15 protein-coding genes are annotated in these 17,928 nt (G+C 68.6%); 9 read left to right on the top strand and 6 right to left on the bottom strand.

Features of this window, described 5'->3' with window-relative positions:
- Window positions 1–21 precede the first annotated feature (21 nt).
- The 4 genes from ABD210_RS21280 to ABD210_RS21265 are packed head-to-tail and all read right to left on the bottom strand — an operon-like array spanning window position 22 to window position 3,696.
- Entirely contained in the window at window positions 22–357 is a 336-nt protein-coding gene (locus tag ABD210_RS21280; RefSeq protein WP_344113613.1) for a non-heme iron oxygenase ferredoxin subunit, read from the bottom strand.
- On the bottom strand, window positions 357–1,559 hold the full coding sequence (gene sufD, locus ABD210_RS21275) for a Fe-S cluster assembly protein SufD (protein WP_344113612.1): 1,203 nt from the start codon (window positions 1,557–1,559) through the stop codon (window positions 357–359). The genes ABD210_RS21280 and sufD overlap by 1 nt, the downstream gene beginning before the upstream one ends.
- Window positions 1,559–2,971, bottom strand: coding sequence for a Fe-S cluster assembly protein SufB (gene sufB / locus ABD210_RS21270; RefSeq protein ID WP_344113611.1), 1,413 nt, complete (start codon window positions 2,969–2,971; stop codon window positions 1,559–1,561). Before sufB ends, sufD begins: the two co-directional genes overlap by 1 nt.
- Window positions 2,968–3,696 carry a helix-turn-helix transcriptional regulator gene (locus tag ABD210_RS21265; protein ID WP_425552695.1) on the bottom strand — a complete coding sequence of 243 codons (729 nt, stop codon included), beginning with the start codon at window positions 3,694–3,696 and terminating at the stop codon, window positions 2,968–2,970. Before ABD210_RS21265 ends, sufB begins: the two co-directional genes overlap by 4 nt.
- A gap of 138 nt (window positions 3,697–3,834) precedes the next feature.
- Between ABD210_RS21265 and ABD210_RS21260 the strand changes: the two genes are divergently transcribed.
- The 3 genes from ABD210_RS21260 to ABD210_RS21250 are packed head-to-tail and all read left to right on the top strand — an operon-like array spanning window position 3,835 to window position 6,282.
- Window positions 3,835–4,548 (top strand): ABC transporter ATP-binding protein, encoded by a 714-nt coding sequence (locus tag ABD210_RS21260; RefSeq protein WP_425552716.1) that lies wholly within the window; start codon window positions 3,835–3,837, stop codon window positions 4,546–4,548.
- A complete protein-coding gene (locus ABD210_RS21255; protein ID WP_344113608.1) occupies window positions 4,545–5,330 on the top strand; it encodes an ABC transporter permease in 786 nt (261 codons plus the stop codon). The genes ABD210_RS21260 and ABD210_RS21255 overlap by 4 nt, the downstream gene beginning before the upstream one ends.
- Before the next feature lie 25 nt (window positions 5,331–5,355).
- A complete protein-coding gene (locus tag ABD210_RS21250) occupies window positions 5,356–6,282 on the top strand; it encodes a COX15/CtaA family protein (RefSeq protein WP_344113606.1) in 927 nt (308 codons plus the stop codon).
- Between the two features lie 72 nt (window positions 6,283–6,354).
- Here the strand turns inward: ABD210_RS21250 and ABD210_RS21245 are convergent, their stop codons facing one another.
- Entirely contained in the window at window positions 6,355–7,377 is a 1,023-nt protein-coding gene (locus ABD210_RS21245; RefSeq protein WP_344113605.1) for a ScyD/ScyE family protein, read from the bottom strand.
- 471 nt (window positions 7,378–7,848) lie between these two features.
- Complete coding sequence (locus tag ABD210_RS21240) at window positions 7,849–8,844, bottom strand: heme o synthase (RefSeq protein WP_425552694.1); 996 nt, start codon at window positions 8,842–8,844, stop codon at window positions 7,849–7,851.
- A 443-nt stretch (window positions 8,845–9,287) separates the two neighbouring features.
- Here ABD210_RS21240 and tkt point away from each other — a divergent pair, with 443 nt between their 5' ends.
- From tkt to pgl, 6 genes are read left to right on the top strand one after another with little or no spacing between them, the layout of a single operon-like run.
- Window positions 9,288–11,501, top strand: a complete 2,214-nt coding sequence (tkt, locus tag ABD210_RS21235; RefSeq protein ID WP_344113604.1) for a transketolase — start codon at window positions 9,288–9,290, stop codon at window positions 11,499–11,501.
- A 35-nt stretch (window positions 11,502–11,536) separates the two neighbouring features.
- Complete coding sequence (gene tal / locus ABD210_RS21230; protein WP_344113602.1) at window positions 11,537–12,649, top strand: transaldolase; 1,113 nt, start codon at window positions 11,537–11,539, stop codon at window positions 12,647–12,649.
- Window positions 12,646–14,259 carry a glucose-6-phosphate isomerase gene (locus tag ABD210_RS21225; protein WP_344113601.1) on the top strand — a complete coding sequence of 538 codons (1,614 nt, stop codon included), beginning with the start codon at window positions 12,646–12,648 and terminating at the stop codon, window positions 14,257–14,259. Before tal ends, ABD210_RS21225 begins: the two co-directional genes overlap by 4 nt.
- Window positions 14,256–15,809 (top strand): glucose-6-phosphate dehydrogenase, encoded by a 1,554-nt coding sequence (gene zwf, locus ABD210_RS21220; RefSeq protein ID WP_344113599.1) that lies wholly within the window; start codon window positions 14,256–14,258, stop codon window positions 15,807–15,809. Before ABD210_RS21225 ends, zwf begins: the two co-directional genes overlap by 4 nt.
- Window positions 15,806–17,119 carry a glucose-6-phosphate dehydrogenase assembly protein OpcA gene (locus ABD210_RS21215; protein ID WP_344113597.1) on the top strand — a complete coding sequence of 438 codons (1,314 nt, stop codon included), beginning with the start codon at window positions 15,806–15,808 and terminating at the stop codon, window positions 17,117–17,119. The genes zwf and ABD210_RS21215 overlap by 4 nt, the downstream gene beginning before the upstream one ends.
- Window positions 17,116–17,886 (top strand): 6-phosphogluconolactonase, encoded by a 771-nt coding sequence (gene pgl, locus ABD210_RS21210; protein WP_344113596.1) that lies wholly within the window; start codon window positions 17,116–17,118, stop codon window positions 17,884–17,886. The genes ABD210_RS21215 and pgl overlap by 4 nt, the downstream gene beginning before the upstream one ends.
- Window positions 17,887–17,928 lie beyond the last annotated feature (42 nt).

Genomic DNA, 17,928 nt, shown 5'->3' with positions numbered 1-17,928 from the left:
GTCTAATTGTTGAGGAAGCTTCTAACTAGCACTGTTCAGGGGGTTCTTGACGTCGACCAGCACGTCCTCACCTTCGATGCGCACCGGGTAGACCGGCACCGGCTCGTACGCCGGCAGACCGGTCGGCTCGCCGGTGCGGAGGTCGAACCGGGAGCCGTGCAGCCAGCATTCGATCTGGCAGTCGGCGACCTCGCCCTCCGAGAGCTGGATCTGCGCGTGCGAGCACTCGTCGCGCACCGCGAAGATCTGATCGCAGGTCTTCACGACGGCCACCTCCACGCCGCCCACCTCGACCGAGATCACTCCGTCCTCGGGGATGTCGGCGACCGAGGACACGCGCTCGAAACTGTCGCTCATCAGACCTTGGTCGCCTGCGTGAGGGCCGCCGTCCTGGCCAGCTTCTGCTCGATCACCTCGTGCAGGTGCTCGGCCACCTCGGGGACGCCGATCTTGCCGATGATGTCGTTGAAGAAGCCGGACACCACCAGCCGACGCGCTTCGTCCTCGGGGATGCCGCGGGCCTGCAGGTAGAACAGCTGCTCGTCGTCGAACCGGCCGGTCGCCGAAGCGTGCCCGGCACCCTCGATCTCGCCGGTCTCGATCTCCAGGTTCGGCACCGAGTCGGCGCGTGCCCCGTCGGTCAGGACCAGGTTGCGGTTCAGCTCGAACGTGTCGGTGCCCTCGGCCGCGGCCCGGATCAGCACATCGCCGATCCACACCGAGCGGGCCTTGTCACCGGCGAGCGCGCCCTTGTAGAGCACGTTGCTCTTGCACTTGATCGCCTCGTGGTCGACGAACAACCGGTGCTCGTGGTGCTGACCGGACTCGGCGAAGTAGACCCCGAGGAGCTCGGCGTCGCCGCCCGGCCCGGCGTACCGGATGTTGGTGGAGACGCGGACGACCTTGCCGCCCAGCGTCACCGCGACGTGGTTGAGCTTGGCGTCGCGGCCGACCAGCGCGTCGTGCTGCGCGACATGGATCGACTCGTGGTCGCCCTGCTGGATCGTGACGACCCGCAGCTGGGCACCGTCGCCGACGACGATCTCGACGTTCGAGGCCAGCTCGCCGGCGCCGGTGTGGTCGATCACGACGGTCGAGCGGCTGTGCCGGCCGGCGTCGACGATCAGGTGGGTGTAGCCGCGGGCGCCGAGGCTTGCGACGTTCACGTGCACCGGCTCGGTCAGCTCGGCGTCGGCCGGGATCCTGACCGCGAGCGTCTCGGGCGCGTGGTTCCACGAGACAGCCGCGATCCGGTCCTGCGGCTTGCCTGCCTTCACCGCGTCGGCGGCGACGCTCTCCACCACCACACCGTCCGGGCCGTGAGCCTCGACCTTGACGGTCTCGGTCCCGGCCTCGTCGGCGAATAGCCCCTTCAGAGCCTTGATCGGGGTGAAGCGCCACTCCTCCTCGCGGCCGTTCGGCACCGCGAAGTCGGCCACGTCGTAGGACGTGACGCGCTCGCTGCGGGCCTGCAGCGGGACCGGCGAGCCCGGCCCGTGGGAGTGCGCCTGGTTACCGGTGGTGACTAACGTTTCGGTGGCTGTGTCAATCGCTGGCATCAGCCGACGGCCCCTTCCATCTGCAGCTCGATCAGTCGGTTCAGTTCCAGCGCGTACTCCATCGGGAGCTCGCGGGCGATCGGCTCGATGAAGCCGCGCACGATCATCGCCATCGCCTCGTCCTCGGCCATGCCCCGGCTCATCAGGTAGAAGAGCTGGTCGTCGCTGACCTTGGAGACGGTCGCCTCGTGCCCCATCGCCACGTCGTCCTCGCGGACGTCGACGTACGGGTAGGTGTCCGAACGGCTGATCGTGTCGACCAGCAGCGCGTCACACCGGACCGTGGACTTGCTGTGGTGCGAACCCGGCGCCACCTCGACCAGACCCCGGTACGAGGTCCGGCCGCCACCGCGGGCCACGGACTTCGACACGATCGAGCTGGAGGTGTACGGCGCGTTGTGCACCATCTTCGAGCCGGCGTCCTGGTGCTGGCCCTCGCCCGCGAACGCGACCGACAGGGTCTCGCCCTTGGCGTGCTCGCCCATCAGGTAGACCGCCGGGTACTTCATCGTCACCTTGGAACCGATGTTGCCGTCGATCCACTCCATCGTCGCGCCCTCTTCGCAGGTGGCGCGCTTGGTGACCAGGTTGTAGACGTTGTTCGACCAGTTCTGGATGGTCGTGTAGCGGCAGCGAGCGCCCTTCTTCACGATGATCTCGACCACCGCGGAGTGCAGCGAGTCCGACTTGTAGATCGGCGCGGTACAGCCCTCGACGTAGTGCACGTAGGCGTCCTCGTCGACGATGATCAGCGTCCGCTCGAACTGGCCCATGTTCTCGGTGTTGATCCGGAAGTAGGCCTGCAGCGGGATGTCCACCTTGACGCCCTTGGGCACGTAGATGAACGAGCCGCCGGACCAGACCGCCGTGTTCAGCGAGGCGAACTTGTTGTCGCCGACCGGGATGACGGAGCCGAAGTACTCCTGGAAGAGCTCCGGGTGCTCGCGCAGGCCGGTGTCGGTGTCGAGGAAGATGACGCCCTGCTCCTCCAGGTCCTCGCGGATCTGGTGGTAGACGACCTCGGACTCGTACTGCGCGGCGACACCGGCGACCAGGCGCTGCTTCTCCGCCTCGGGGATGCCCAGCTTGTCGTAGGTGTTCTTGATGTCCGCGGGCAGCTCGTCCCAGCTGGTCGCCTGCTTCTCGGTGGAGCGGACGAAGTACTTGATGTTGTCGAAGTCGATCCCGGACAGGTCCGCACCCCACGACGGCATCGGCTTGCGGTCGAAGAGCTTCAAGCCCTTCAGCCGAAGGTCCAGCATCCACTCCGGCTCGTTCTTCAGCGTCGAGATGCCCCGCACCACGTCGGTGCTGAGTCCGCGCTTCGCGACGGAGCCGGCGGCGTCACTGTCGGACCAGCCGAACTTGTACGTGCCAAGCCCTTCGAGCTCGGGGTGAGCGGTTTGCGTCATCGTGCAGTCCTCGCAGATTCGCCGTCGGATACAGGGGAAACCGATGCCGGGGCACCGGGAATGTGCGTCGTGCAGACACCGTCGCCGTGCGCGATGGTGGCCAGTCTCTGGACGTGCTTGCCGAGCAACCGGGAGAACACCTCGGTCTCGGCCTCGCAGAGCTGGGGGAACTGCTCGGCCACGTGCGCGACCGGGCAGTGGTGCTGGCACAGTTGCTCGCCGGCACCGGCTTGCTGGGTGGAGGCGGCGAACCCGTCCGCGCTGAGCGCCTGGGCGAGCACCTCCGCCTTCTTACCCTCGGGAGCCTCGTCGACCAGCTTCCGGTACCGCTTCTCCACCTCGTGGACCCGGATCCGGGCGAACTCCGCGACCGCGTCCTCACCGCCGGCCTTGGCGATGAACTGCAGCGCGGTGGCCGCCAGGTCGTCGTACGCCTGGTGGAAAGCGTGCCGACCGGTGTCGGTCAGCACGAAGACCTTCGCAGGGCGGCCACGACCGCGCGGGCCGTAGACCCGCTCGTCGCGGCTCAAGACCAGGCCCGCATCGAGCAGGTGGTCGAGGTGCCGGCGCACTGCCGCCGGGGTCAACTCGAGCCGCTCGGCCAGCACCGCGGCACTGGACGGACCGTTGGTCAGGATCGAGCGGGCGACCCGGTCCCGGGTGGACTCGTCCCGCGCGGCAGCGGTGCCGGAAGGCACACCACTGGTCGTCACGGGAGTTTTCACAACATCAGTGTCGCGTAAATACCCGGGGCCTTCAAATAAGGCTGCCCTAACCGGTTCATACGGCCCCGCCTGCGCCCGGAGGGACCGTGAGCAGCGTCACGCGCGGGCGTTTCCTAGACTGCACACGTGCCTAGTGCGGTGGAGATCGACAACCTCGTCGTCAGGTACGGCGAGAAGGCCGCGGTCGACGGTCTCAGTCTCACCGTAACCGGCGGAACAGTGACGTCCGTGCTCGGCCCCAACGGTGCCGGCAAGACCACCACGATGGAGAGCTGCGAGGGGTTCCGCCGGCCCGACTCCGGCCGGGTCCGGGTGCTCGGCCTCGACCCGATCGCGGACCACGACGAACTCATGCCCCGGATCGGGGTGATGCTGCAGGAAGGCGGGGCCTGGTCGGGCGTCCGCGCACTGGAGATGCTCCGGTACGTCGCCTCGCTGCACGCGCATCCGCTCGATCTCCCGGCCCTGGCCGAGCGGTTGGACCTCGGCACCTGCGGACGGACGCCGTACAGGCGCTTGTCGGGTGGGCAGAAGCAGCGGCTGTCGCTCGCGCTGGCGATCGTCGGGCGGCCCGAGATCGCGTTCCTGGACGAGCCCACGACGGGGCTCGACCCGCACGGGCGCCGGGAGATCTGGCAACTGATCCGCGATCTGCGCGACGACGGGGTCACCGTGGTGCTGACCACCCACGCGATGGACGAGGCCGAGCAACTCTCCGACCAGGTCCACGTCGTGTCCGCGGGCAAGGTGATCGCCTCAGGCAGTCCCGACGAACTGACCGAGCATGGGGCGAAGTCGCTCGAGGACGTCTACCTGGCGCTCACCGCGCCGCCCGCCCGGGAGACCCGATGAGTACCAGTACTACGTACGCCCCGCGCCCGGGTTCCGCGCCTTGGCCGCGCAAGGTGCTCGCTCACGCCCGGATGGAGTTCAGGCTGCTCCTACGCAACGGCGAACAACTGCTGCTCGCGCTGGTGATTCCGCTGGGGCTGCTGTTGCTGCTGGGTGGGACGGGGCTGGGTGATCGGCTCCCGCTGGGCAACGGACCGACCGTTGATCTGGCCGTTCCGCGGGTCCTCGCCCTGGCTGTGCTGTCCAGTTCCTTCACCTCACTGGCGATCGCCACCGGCTTCGAACGCCGGTATGGCGTGATCAAGCGGCTGGGCGCCTCTCCCCTGTCCCGGACCGGGCTGCTCGCCGGGAAGATCGGCTCGGTGCTGGCGATCCAGGTGATCCAGCTCGCCGTGCTGATCGGCACGGGGTTCGCGCTGGGGTGGAAGCCCGTCGGTGGCGCCGCCGCTGTGCTCGGCGTGATCCTGATGGTGCTGTGCGGGACGGCGGCCTTCGCTGCGCTCGGCCTACTGATGGCGGGGATCCTGCGGGCCGAGGCCACGCTGGCCGCGGCGAACCTGCTGTACCTGCTGCTGCTCGTGGGTGGCGCGGTGATGACTCCGGTGGACGAATACCCCGCCGGGATGCGGGGCGTAGTACGGGCTCTGCCCAGTGCGGCGCTGGCCAACGGGCTGGCGAACGCGACGCTGGAAGGGGTGGTGCCATGGGCCGCGGCGCTCTCGTTGGCGTTGTGGGCCGGGGTGCTGGGCTATCTGGTCTCCCGGACCTTCCGCTGGGACTGAGCGAACCATTCTCTAGAGTGTGCCGGTGACCACCCAGACCCCGACCCGCGAAACCGATCCCGTCACCGGATTCTGGCGGCTGGTGCCCAAGCCGAGCCTTGACGCTGTCCGGCGCTGGGGCTGGGCCTCTGTGGCGGCCAACATCGGCATCGTGGTGACGGGTGGACTGGTCCGGCTCACCGGGTCAGGTCTGGGCTGCCCGACCTGGCCGTCGTGCACCGACTCGTCGTACGTGCCGCACAGCGCGCTGGGTATCCACGGCGCGATCGAGTTCGGCAACCGGATGCTCGGCTTCGTCGTCGGGGTCATCGCGATCGCCACCTGGCTGGTGGTGATGCGGTACCGGCCGCGGCGTACGGATCTGCGCAGGCTGGCGACTGCGGCCGCGCTGGGCATCCCGCTACAGGCGGTGATCGGTGGGGTGAGCGTGCTCACCGGGCTGAACCCGTGGATCGTTTCGGCGCACTTCCTGGTCTCACCGATCATCATCACGCTCACGGTGTCGATGATGCGCCGGTCCCGGACCAGCCCCTACCCGCACACTCCCCCAGTGGTTCGCGCGCTGGCAACTGCTTGTGTGGTGGCGGTCTGGCTGGTTGTTGCCGTTGGCACCCTCGTCACGGGGGCCGGTCCGCACTCCGGTGATCCGGAGACCGGCCGGAACGGTTTCGACGAGACGGTGATCAGTCAGTTGCACGCGGATTCGGTGTTCGCGTTGCTGGGCGTCACGATCGCCTTGGTGATCGCGACCCGGGTCACCGCGACCTCACGGACCTTGCGAAAGCTCGCTGCCTGGCTGCTGGCGATGGAGTTGTTGCAGGGCGCGGTGGGCTTCACGCAGTACTTCACGGGGTTGCCGTGGGGGCTGGTGCTCATCCATATGTTCTTCGCGGCCGTGCTGATCGCGTTGGTGACCGCCGTGTACGCCGAACGCGGGACGCCCGCTACCTAGTGCGGCCCTTGGGGGTGGGACCCGGAGCGCCCGGCCCGCCAGCGGCCGGACGCCCCGGGTCGTCTTGAGGTACTACTTCACCTTGGAAACTGAGCCAGGACCGAAGACCGGCCCCGCGACGTAGACCACGCCGTGCTTGCTGATGGCTGTACCGCCTGGCAGGTGGAGCTTGCCGCGAACAAGTTCCTTCTTGTAGCCGGCCTTGTGGTGCTTGCCGGGGTACTGCAGGTAGAGCGAGCCGATGGCCGCCGACCCGGTCGGGGAAGGCGGGTTACCGCTCTGCTCCCACTTCAGCCAACTGTTCCTAGCGAGCTGGACCACGGCCAGCGTGCCGTGCGGTCCGCCCGCCAGGTCGACGATCGACGTGTAGCCGTCCGCGTACCGCTGACAGTTGCCCTTGTACGGATGCTTCGGGTCGCACACCGCGCCCTTCGATCCCGGCTTGATCCGCCAGATCTCCGACGTACCAGGCGTGGCCGGGAAGCCCCGGAGCTCGCCTACGTAGTAGTAACCGTCCGAACCGACGGTCACTGAGGTCGCGACCGCTTCGGCCAGGAAGTTCGACCCGGCAGGAGGCGCGCCCTTCAGACCGGACGGGACCTTGACCCACCGCGGCTTGAGCCGCGCCACCGTCTGGATATGGCCGTTCGGCCAGACCCTGAGCAGGTCGTTGTTGGCGGCATCGGACACGAGCACCGTGCCGTCCTTCAGGGCCGCGACGCCGAACGGGTTGGATTCCGTCGGGCTGTCGGCCCGGTTGTACGGGTCGGGGTCGTGCGCCTGGTACTTGGCGATGTTCGCGACCTTCACCGGCGACTTGCCCGGCCGCAGCTTGTACAACGTCTGGCCACCCTTCGGGGGCTTGCTTCCAGGCCCCCCTACACCGGCACCAGTCAGCGCGTACGTCGTACCCCAGGCGTTGGTGTCGACCGCAGGCGCGATGCCGCCGGCGCCCTGGACCTTGCCCAGCTTCTTGATGTGTTTGTTCGTGCCGTAGGCCGAGGCTTGGTACACAGTCCCGTCGCCCACGCTGTAGACGACCTTGCTGCCGTCCTTCGTGAGTGCGACTCCGCGAGGCCCGTTGAGCTTGGTCACGACCGGTTTGAGGCTTTGACCGTGGCTACGGCCGTCACCAGTGGCCCCAGCTGGTCCGGCTGCGAGCACAGCGGTGCTGACGAGTGCTACGGCGGATACCGCCGCTATACGTGCTTTTGCGACCCCCACGACGTGCCCCCTTGCGTCCCGTCCTCCCCAGCGTGGAACGATTCCACCGACCCTCCATGGCAACACCGGGATCCCAACAGGTCAACGGGCCGACTCCCCACCGATCCGTGGACCGCCCGCGGGCGACCGCCTACTTGCAACGCTCCGTATCAGCACCTTCACACCTCGTGCACCTCTTCGATGCCCCCAGCAACCATCCCTCGCGCCGAGGTTGGCCCTCCAGATGGTGGGTTGGCCCTTCAGCTGGTGGGTTGGCCCTTCAGCTGGTGGGTTGCCCCACGAAAATCTCAGGGGGCAACCAACAACTTCAGGGGGCAACCCCTCGGGTGGGGCCCGCGGGGATCAGTGCAGCAGCGGATCGATGGCCGCGGCAATGAAAAGCAGGGCGAGATAGATGTTGGAGAAGTGGAACAGGCGCATCGGGCGGAGGGCTGCGCCTTCGGCTCCGGTGTGGGCCCGGGCGAGCAGAGCGAAGGCTTCGCGGAGGAAGACCACGCCCAGGATCACGGCTGCCAGCGGGTAGACGAAGCCAGTGTCGGCGACCGGCCAGAGCACGAGCGAGGTGATCACCATGACGATGCTGTATGCAAGGATCTGACGCGCCGTGGCGACCGGTGTCGCCACCACCGGGAGCATGGGGACGTCGACCGACGCGTAGTCCTCGCGGTAGCGCATCGCCAGCGCCCAGGTGTGCGGCGGGGTCCAGAAGAAGACCACGCCGAACAGGACAAGCGGGGTCCAGGCCAGTTCGTTGGTGACCGAGGTCCAGCCGATCAGGGTCGGGAAACAGCCGGCGATACCGCCCCACACGATGTTCTGGACGGTCCGGCGCTTCAGGATCATCGTGTAGCCGAAGACGTAGAACGCGTTCGCCGCCAGGGCCAGGATCGACGAGAGCCAGTTGACCAGCAGGCCGAGCTCGAGCGTGGCCAGGATGCCCAGCGCGACCCCGAAGATCGTCGCCGAGCGCGGACTGACCGCGTGCCGCGGGAGCGGCCGGCGGCGGGTGCGGCGCATCTGCTCGTCGATGTCGCGGTCGAGCACGCAGTTGATGGTGTTGGCGCTGCCGGCGGCGAGGATGCCGCCCACCAGGGTCGCCGCGACCACCCCGAGCCCCGGAACGCCGCCCGCGGCCAGGAACATCACCGGCACGGTCGTGATCAGCAGGAGCTCGATGATGCGCGGCTTGGTCAGACCGACGTACGCCTTGATCACGTCGCGCACCGACGGGCTGGTCATCTCCTGAGACTGCTCGAGCTGCAGGGATGCGTCGGTCGGCAGCGGCGCCGGGTACGACGTCGTCGCGGTTGGACGCGGGTCGACGGCCGTCACGAACACCTCGAACTGAGTGGGATGACGCCGGTTGCGGCGCTGACGGTTCGACAGTCTACGACTGCCCGTAGGAGTCCCACGCACCCACCCACACGCAGCCACTGGGCAGCCCTGGCGGCCGGCGCGAACGGCAGTCTGACGGCCAACCGCGCCACCGCGGTAACGCGGTCGTCGGGCTGCGGTAATCAAGGCATGGGATAAGAGGCAGGGCAGGAATGAGAAGGACGCCACCGGGAACTGTGTGACATGGCAGACGGGCGGCCGGACCTGGGAACAAGGTGGGGACAAGCCGGGTTGCCGAGGTATGGAGGGTTTGAGCCGGAGCAGGCGAGTAGGCTCGCTCACGGTGGTGCGCGGGGGCGCGCAAGGCGTGGGAGAGCCAGGCCCGGACAGCCCCTGGACACCGACCAGACGGAGTGTTCGCAGCCATCGAGAGGAGCGCCGCCGGCGTGACGGAGAAGACCAGCCCCAAGCTTGACTGGACCGAGCTCGACAAGCGCGCGGTCGACACCGTGCGGGTGCTCGCGCTGGATGCTGTGGAGAAGGTCGGCAACGGCCACCCCGGTACTGCGATGAGCCTCGCCCCCGCCGCGTATCTGCTGTACCAGAAGGTGATGCGGCACAACCCGGCCGACCCGACCTGGGCCGGTCGCGACCGGTTCGTGCTGTCCGCCGGACACTCCAGCCTCACCCTCTACATCCAGCTCTACTACGCCGGGTACGGTCTCGAGCTGGACGACCTCAAGGCGCTGCGGACCTGGGGCAGCCTGACCCCGGGCCACCCGGAGCACGGCCACACCAAGGGCGTCGAGACCACCACCGGTCCGCTCGGCCAGGGTGTCGGGAACGCGGTCGGGATGGCGATGGCCAGCCGCCGCGAGCGCGGCCTGTTCGACCCGGAGACGGCCAAGGGCGAGAGCCTGTTCGACCACCACATCTACGCGATCGCCTCGGACGGCGACCTGGAGGAGGGCGTCTCCTCGGAGGCCTCCTCGCTGGCCGGCCACCAGAAGCTGGGCAACCTGACGCTGATCTACGACGACAACCGGATCTCGATCGAGGACGACACCAACATCGCGTTCTCCGAGGACGTCGCGGCCCGCTACGCGGCGTACGGCTGGGACGTCCATGACGTCGACTGGACCAACGGCGGCACCGGCTATGAGGAGGACGTCGAGGCGCTGTACGACGCGATCCTGGCCGGGAACGCGGTCACCGACAAGCCGACCTTCATCCGGCTGCGCACGATCATCGGCTGGCCGGCACCGAACAAGCAGAACACCGGCAAGATCCACGGCTCGGCCGCAGGGGCCGAAGAGGTGGCCGCGACCAAGAAGATCCTGGGCTTCGACCCGGAGAAGAGCTTCGACGTCGCCGCGGACATCATCGACCACACCCGGCACGCCATCGATCGGGGCAAGGCACTCCAGGCGGAGTGGACGAAGAAGTTCGAGGCCTGGGCAGCCGCGGCGCCGGAGCGCGCTGCGCTCTTCGCCCGGCTGGAGAAGCGCGAGCTGCCGGCCGGCTGGAAGGACGCACTGCCCAGCTGGGAGGCCGACCCGAAGGGTGTCGCCACCCGGGCCGCCTCCGGCGAGGTGCTCACCAAGCTCGCGCCGGTGCTGCCCGAGCTCTGGGGCGGTTCGGCCGACCTGGCCGGTTCGAACAACACGACCCCGAAGGGTGAGCCGTCGTTCATCCCGGCCGAGCACGCCACCAAGGAGTTCCAGGGCAACGAGTACGGCCGCGTGCTGCACTTCGGCATCCGTGAGCACGCGATGGGCTCGACCCTGAACGGGATCACCCTGCACGGCGGCACCCGCCCGTACGGCGGCACGTTCCTCATCTTCAGCGACTACATGCGCCCGGCGGTCCGGCTGGCCGCGCTGATGAAGCTCCCCGTCACCTACGTCTGGACGCACGACTCGATCGGCCTCGGCGAGGACGGCCCGACCCACCAGCCGGTGGAGCAGCTGGCGGCACTGCGGGCGATCCCCGGCCTCGACGTGGTTCGCCCCGCTGATGCCAACGAGACCGCGGCTGCCTGGGCCGCGGTACTGGAGCACACCGACCGGCCGGCCGGTCTCGCGCTGACCCGGCAGAACGTGCCGACCTTCCCGCGCGGTACTGACGGCTTCGCGACCACGGAGAACGTGGCCAAGGGTGGCTACACCCTGATCGATGCCGATGGCACCCCGGACGTCGTCCTGATCGGCACCGGCTCCGAGCTGCAGCTCGCGGTCGAGGCCCGGACGAAGCTGGCCGAGGAGGGCATCAAGGCCCGGGTCGTCTCGATGGTCAGCCGTGAATGGTTCGACGAGCAGGACTCCGCCTACCGCGACGAGGTCATCCCGCCCGCGATCCGGGCCCGGGTGTCGGTCGAGGCCGGCGTCGCGCAGGGCTGGCGCGAGATCGTCGGTGACGCCGGGCGCATCGTGAGCCTGGAGCACTTCGGTGCTTCGGCCGACTACAAGGTGCTGTACAAGGAGTTCGGCATCACCGCCGACGCCGTCGTACAGGCCGCCAGGGACAGCATCGCCGCAGCCGCCGAGCTCGGTGGCTCCGGTGCTCCGGCCGGTCGCGCAGCCGCGGGTCCGGTCGGGCCCGGCGACGATCCGAGTGTGAGCGCCGACCCGGACGCCGACGCCACCAACGAGCGCAACTGAACAACCCACAACAGAACATCCGGAGGCTTCGGACCATGACTGATCGTTTGAAGGAACTAGTCGACGCAGGCGTCTCCATCTGGCTGGACGACCTGTCCCGGCAGCGGCTGACCAGCGGCAACCTGGAAGGCATGATCCATGACCAGCACGTCAGCGGGGTGACCACCAACCCGACGATCTTCGCCAAGGCGATCTCCGACGCCGGCGCGTACGCCGAGCAGGTGGCCCGGCTGGCCGCCGAGGGCGTGTCCACCGACGAGGCGATCCGGGTCATCACCACCGGCGACGTCCGCGACGCCGCCGACCTCTTCAAGCCGGTGTACGACGACACGGACGGCGTCGACGGCCGGGTCTCGATCGAGGTCGAGCCCGGTCTCGCCCGGGACACCGAGAAGACGATCAACCAGGCCAAGGAGCTGTGGGAGATCGTCGGACGGGAGAACGTCTTCATCAAGATCCCGGCCACCAAGGAGGGCATCCCGGCGATCACGGCGACGCTAGCGGAAGGCATCAGCGTGAACGTGACGCTGATCTTCTCGCTGGACCGCTACAAGGCCGTCGCGGACGCGTTCCTGACCGGTGTCGAGAAGGCGATCGACAACGGCCACGACGTCACCAAGCTGGGCAGCGTGGCTTCCTTCTTCGTCAGCCGGGTCGACACCGAGGTCGACAAGCGGCTCGATGCCATCGGAACCGATGAGGCGAAGGCCCTGAAGGGCAAGGCCGCGATCGCCAACGCACGGCTCGCCTTCGAGGTGTACGAAGAGGTCTTCGCAACCGACCGCTGGCGCGAGATCGAGACCGTCGGCGCCAAGCCGCAGCGCCCGCTGTGGGCGTCCACCGGCGTCAAGGACCCGTCGTACAAGGACACCATGTACGTCGAGGAGCTGGTCACCAGCGGCGTGGTCAACACGATGCCGCAGGCAACCATCGACGCCTTCGCCGACCACGGCGAGGTCAAGGGTGACACCGTGCGCGGCACTTACGACGAGGCCCGCAAGGTGATCGCGGACCTCGAAGGGCTGGGTATCTCCTACGACCAGGTCGTGCAGGTGCTCGAGGACGAGGGTGTGAGCAAGTTCGAGGCGTCCTGGACCGAACTGCAGGACACCGTCACCTCGGCCCTGAAGAAGGCGGCCGCAAAGTGAGCACCCCCACCGTTCGCACCGAGAACGGCGACTGGACGGAGACGATCGACCGGCTGGTGTCGGAGAAGATCGCCTCCCGGATCGCCGCCAAGGACGCCAGCATCTGGGGTCCGGAGGCCGAGTCCGAGGCCTCCGTCCGGCTGAACTGGGTCGACCTGCACGAGACGTCGCGGCCGCTGCTCGCCGAGCTCGAGGCGCTGCAGGCGGATCTGCGGTCGGAGGGCCTGGACCGGATCGTGCTGGCCGGGATGGGCGGTTCCTCGCTGGCTCCCGAGGTGATCACCCGGACGGCCGGGGTCGAGCTCGTAGTACTGGACTCGACCAACCCGAGCGTGATCGCACGGGCGCTTGCCGGCGACCTCCAGCGCACTGTCCTGGTGGTGTCGAGCAAGTCCGGCGGCACGGTCGAGACCGACAGCCAGCGCCGGGTGTTCATCAAGGCGTTCACCGACGCCGGGATCGACGCGCCTTCGCGGATCGTCGTCGTCACCGACCCGGGCTCACCCTTTCAGAAGCTCTCGGAGGACGAGGGCTACCGGAAGACCTTCCTGGCCGACCCGCACGTCGGCGGCCGCTACAGCGCCCTGACAGCGTTCGGCCTGGTTCCCTCGGCTCTGGCCGGGGCCGATGTGGCCGAACTGCTCGACCAGGCCGCTGAGGCAGCACCCGCGCTTCAGGCCGACTCCGCGGACAACCCTGCGCTGCTGCTGGGCGCAGTACTGGCTGCCAGTCCTGGGCGGGACAAGGCCATCGTGGCATCGGACGGCTCGGACATCGTCGGCTTCCCCGACTGGGCCGAGCAACTGATCGCTGAGAGCACCGGCAAGAACGGCACGGGGGTGTTGCCTGTCGCTGTGAAGGGCATGCACGCGCCTGAGCTCCACAACAACCTGCCGGACATCGTCCACGCACTACTCGCGGACAAGGCCACCAGCGACGTACCGACCGCTCTGACGTCGGGGTCGCTTGGCGGGCAGTTCCTGCTGTGGGAGACGGCTACTGCTGTGGCCGGCTACCTGCTGGGGATCAACCCGTTCGACCAGCCGGACGTGGAGAGCGCCAAGCAGGCCGCACGAGGTCTGCTGGACGCACAGCCCGAGCCGGAGCCTGCCGCCTTCACCGACGGTGTCGTCGAGGTCCGCGCCACCGAGGGCCTGCTGGACGGCATCGACAGCGTGCAGGGTGCGATCGACTCCCTCCTGAGCAAGCTCGCCGCCGATGGGTACCTCGCAGTCATGGCGTACCTGGACTCCGAGCGCGACGAGAACCTGATGGCGATCCGGCCCGCGCTGGCCACCCGCACCGGCCGTCCCGTCACCTTCGGCTGGGGCCCGCGGTTCTTGCATTCCACCGGCCAGTACCACAAGGGCGGCCACCCGCAGGGCGTCTTCCTGCAGATCACCGGTTCGGAGTCGATCGACGTCGAGATCCCGGACCGGCCGTTCACCTTCGGCACCCTCATCTCCGCGCAGGCAACCGGAGACGCCAAGGTACTGGCGGATCGCGGTCGCCCGGTGCTGCGGTTGCACCTGACCGACCCGGCCGCCGGAGTACAGCAGTTGATCTCCCTACTCGACGCACACGATAAGTCGGAGGAAAGCGGCACATGACCGCAGAGCTCGATGAAGAGCTGGCGCCCCGTCCGGTGAACCCGCTCCGGGATCCCCAGGACAAGCGCCTTCCGCGGATCGCCGGACCTTGCAGCCTGGTGATCTTCGGTGTCACCGGCGACCTGGCGCGCAAGAAGCTGATGCCGGCCGTCTACGACCTGGCCAACCGCGGCCTGCTGCCGCCGGGTTTCGCGCTCGTCGGGTTCGCCCGGCGCGACTTCTCCAACCAGGACTTCGCGCAGATCGTGCACGACTCGGTCAAGGAGCACGCGCGGACGCCGTTCCGCGAGGAGGTCTGGCAGCAGCTCGCCGAGGGGTTCCGGTTCGTGCCGGGTGACCTGACCGACGACGCCGCGTTCGAGCGGCTGCGGGAGACCGTGGAGGAGCTGGACGTCAACCGCGGCACCGGCGGCAACCACGCGTTCTACCTGTCGATCCCGCCGGGACTGTTCCCGGAGGTCGTCCGGCAACTGTCGGAGCACGGGCTGACCGAGGAGAGGCCGGGCTCCTGGCGGCGGGTGGTGATCGAGAAGCCGTTCGGCCACGACCTGAAGAGCGCCCGCGAGCTGAACCGTGTGGTCGAGTCGGTGTTCCCGCCCGAGGCCGTGTTCCGGATCGACCACTACCTGGGCAAGGAGACCGTCCAGAACATGCTGGCGGTGCGCTTCGCCAACTCCATGTTCGAGCCGGTCTGGAACAGCCACTACGTCGACCACGTGCAGATCACCATGGCCGAGGACATCGGCATCGGTGGCCGCGCCGGGTACTACGACGGCATCGGCGCCGCCCGTGACGTGATCCAGAACCACCTGCTGCAACTGCTCGCGCTCACCGCGATGGAGGAGCCCGTCAGCTTCGACGCCTGGTCGCTGCGGCAGGAGAAGAAGAAGGTGCTGGCAGCGGTGAAGCTGCCGGAGCGACTCGACCAGCACACCGCCCGCGGTCAGTACTCCGCCGGCTGGGCGGGTGGCGTCAAGGTGAAGGGCTATCTGGAGGAGGACGGGATCCCGCCGGACTCCAAGACCGAGACGTTCGCAGCCCTGCGCGTCGACGTGGACACCCGCCGCTGGGCCGGTGTGCCGTTCTACCTGCGCACGGGCAAGCGCCTCGGCCGTCGCGTCACCGAGGTCGCCGTGATGTTCAAGCGCGCACCCCACCTGCCGTTCAGCCAGACGGAGACCGAGGAGCTTGGCCAGAACGCCCTGGTGATGCGGATCCAGCCGGACGAGGGCATCACCATGCGGTTCGGCGCGAAGGTGCCGGGCACGATGATGGAGATCCGCGACGTGAACATGGACTTCGCGTACGGCGGGTCGTTCACCGAGTCGTCCCCCGAGGCCTACGAGCGGCTCATCCTCGACGTCCTGCTCGGTGATCCGCCGCTGTTCCCGCAACACACCGAGGTGGAGCTGGGCTGGAAGATCCTCGACCCGGTGATCAACTACTGGGCCGAGCACGGCAAGCCGGAGCAGTACCCGTCCGGTAGCTGGGGCCCGCAATCCGCCTTCGAGATGCTCGCCCGCGACGGACGCGCCTGGAGGCGGCCATGATCATCGATCTCACCCGCACCACGTCTAGCGAGATCGCGTCGGCGTTGCTCAAGGCCCGCCGCAACGCGGGCTCGCCGGCGATGGGCATGGTCGGCACGGTCGTGGTGGTCGTCGACGAGGCGTCCCACCACGACGCGATGAAGGCCGCGAACGAGGCCGGCCGGGAACACCCGTCCCGTGTCCTGGTGGCGATCCTGCGGCCCGGCCGCGGCGAGGGCGGCCTGGACGCGGAGGTCCGGGTCGGCGAAGGCATCCCCGGTGAGGCCGTGCTGCTCCGGCTGCACGGCGAGCTCGCCAAGGTGCCGGAGTCGGTCATCATCCCGCTCCTGCTGCCAGACTCCCCCGTCATCGTGTGGTGGCCGGGCGGCGGGCCGAAGGCGCCTGCCGAGGACCCGCTGGGCCAGTTGGGTCGGCGTCGCGTCACGGATGCCGCGGCGACCCGCCGGGCCGCCGATGCCTTCATCGCCCGAGCCGAGGGTTACGAACCCGGCGACACGGACTTCGCCTGGACGCGGTTGACGCCTTGGCGTGCGTTGATGGCCGCCGCACTGGACCAGTACCCGACCAAGGTCAGAGGTGCCGAGGTCGTGTCTGCCAAGGGCAACGCGAGCGCGGACCTGATGGCCGCCTGGCTGCAGTGCCGGCTCGGCGTACCCGTGGAGCAGAGGACCTCCCGCGGGCCGGGCATCACCGCAGTACGGATGTTCACACCGGCTGGTCCGATCGCGCTGACCCGACCGGACGGGGCGGTGGCGACCTTCAGCATTCCGGGTCAGCCCGACCGGCCGGTGGCGTTGAAGCGGCGTACGACGTCCGAGTTGTTGTCCGAGGAACTGCGGCGACTGGACCCGGACGACGTGTACGCGCAGACGTTGGGGTGCATGGTCGAGCGGGAGAAGATGCCGGCCGAGGCGAAGACGGTCAGCTCGGCGGATCGCCGTTCTGCTCAGGGCGCCGCGGAGAAGGCCGCCGAACGTACGGCGGTCAAGGGCAAGGCCGCCTCCCGATCGCTGCAGGCGAAGGCGGCTGGGAAGACGCGCGGCGCGCGGAAGACCGCGACCTCGAAGCAGGACAGTCCTGCCGCGAAGTCCGTAGCCGCTGAGAAGGGGGCTTCCTCCACGACGAAGAAGGTCGCTGCTTCGAAGTCGACCGCCCCTGCCGCTGCCACGAAGAAGACCGCGGCCTCGAAGAAGACGTCGGCGTCCAAGAAGACCGCGGCGTCCAAGAAGACGGCAGCGTCGAAGAAGACCGCGAGCAAGAGGGTCGCCGCCAAGAAGAGCGCGGGCAAGAGGGTGGCTGGGCGGTCATGAGTTCGCCCACGGTCCTGGTCAACCGCGACGCCGAGGGTCTCGCCCACGCCGTCGCGGCCCGCTTCATCACCCGGCTGGTCGATGTCCAGAGCAGCGGCGAGATCGCGCAGGTGGTGCTCACCGGCGGTCGCGTCGCTGCCGCCGTCTACCGGGCCGTGGCGGAGTCACCCGCTCGCAGCGCGATCGACTGGGGCCGGGTGGAGTTCTGGTGGGGCGACGAGCGATTCCTGCCCGACGGCGACCCCGAACGCAATGAAACCCAGGCCCGGGAGGCGTTGTTGTCGCACGTCGAGGTCGATCCAGCCCGGGTGCATCCGATGCCGGCTGACACCGGTCAGACGGCTGAGGAAGCCGCCGACGCCTACGCTGCCGAGCTCGCTGCCGTGGCTGGTCCGGGTGACCGCGACGGGGTGCCGACGTTCGACGTGCTGATGCTCGGTGTCGGTCCGGACGGGCACGTGGCGTCGCTGTTCCCCGAGCATCCCGCGTTGCAGGTCGACGACCGGCCCGTGGTTGCTGTACACGGGTCGCCTAAGCCGCCGCCGACGAGGATCTCGCTCACGTTCCCGGCGTTGTCGCGGGCGCACGAGGTGTGGTTCGTGGTGTCCGGGGAGGACAAGGCCAAGGCGGTTCGCCTCGCCCTGTCCGGCGCAGGTCGGCCGCAGATCCCGGCCGCGGCCGTCAAGGGCCTGAGCCGCACTCTCTGGCTCCTGGACGAATCCGCCGCCTCGGAGATCCCCGACAACATCCGGGCCCCACGCACCTGACGGCAGGTGGGGGCCGGTCACGACCCGTAGGGCATGCCGAAG

The sequence above is a fragment of the Kribbella alba genome (genome assembly GCF_039529635.1).
GTDB lineage: Bacteria > Actinomycetota > Actinomycetes > Propionibacteriales > Kribbellaceae > Kribbella > Kribbella alba.
Note: the sequence above shows the minus strand (reverse complement) of the source record. Positions and strands in the feature narration are given on the sequence as shown.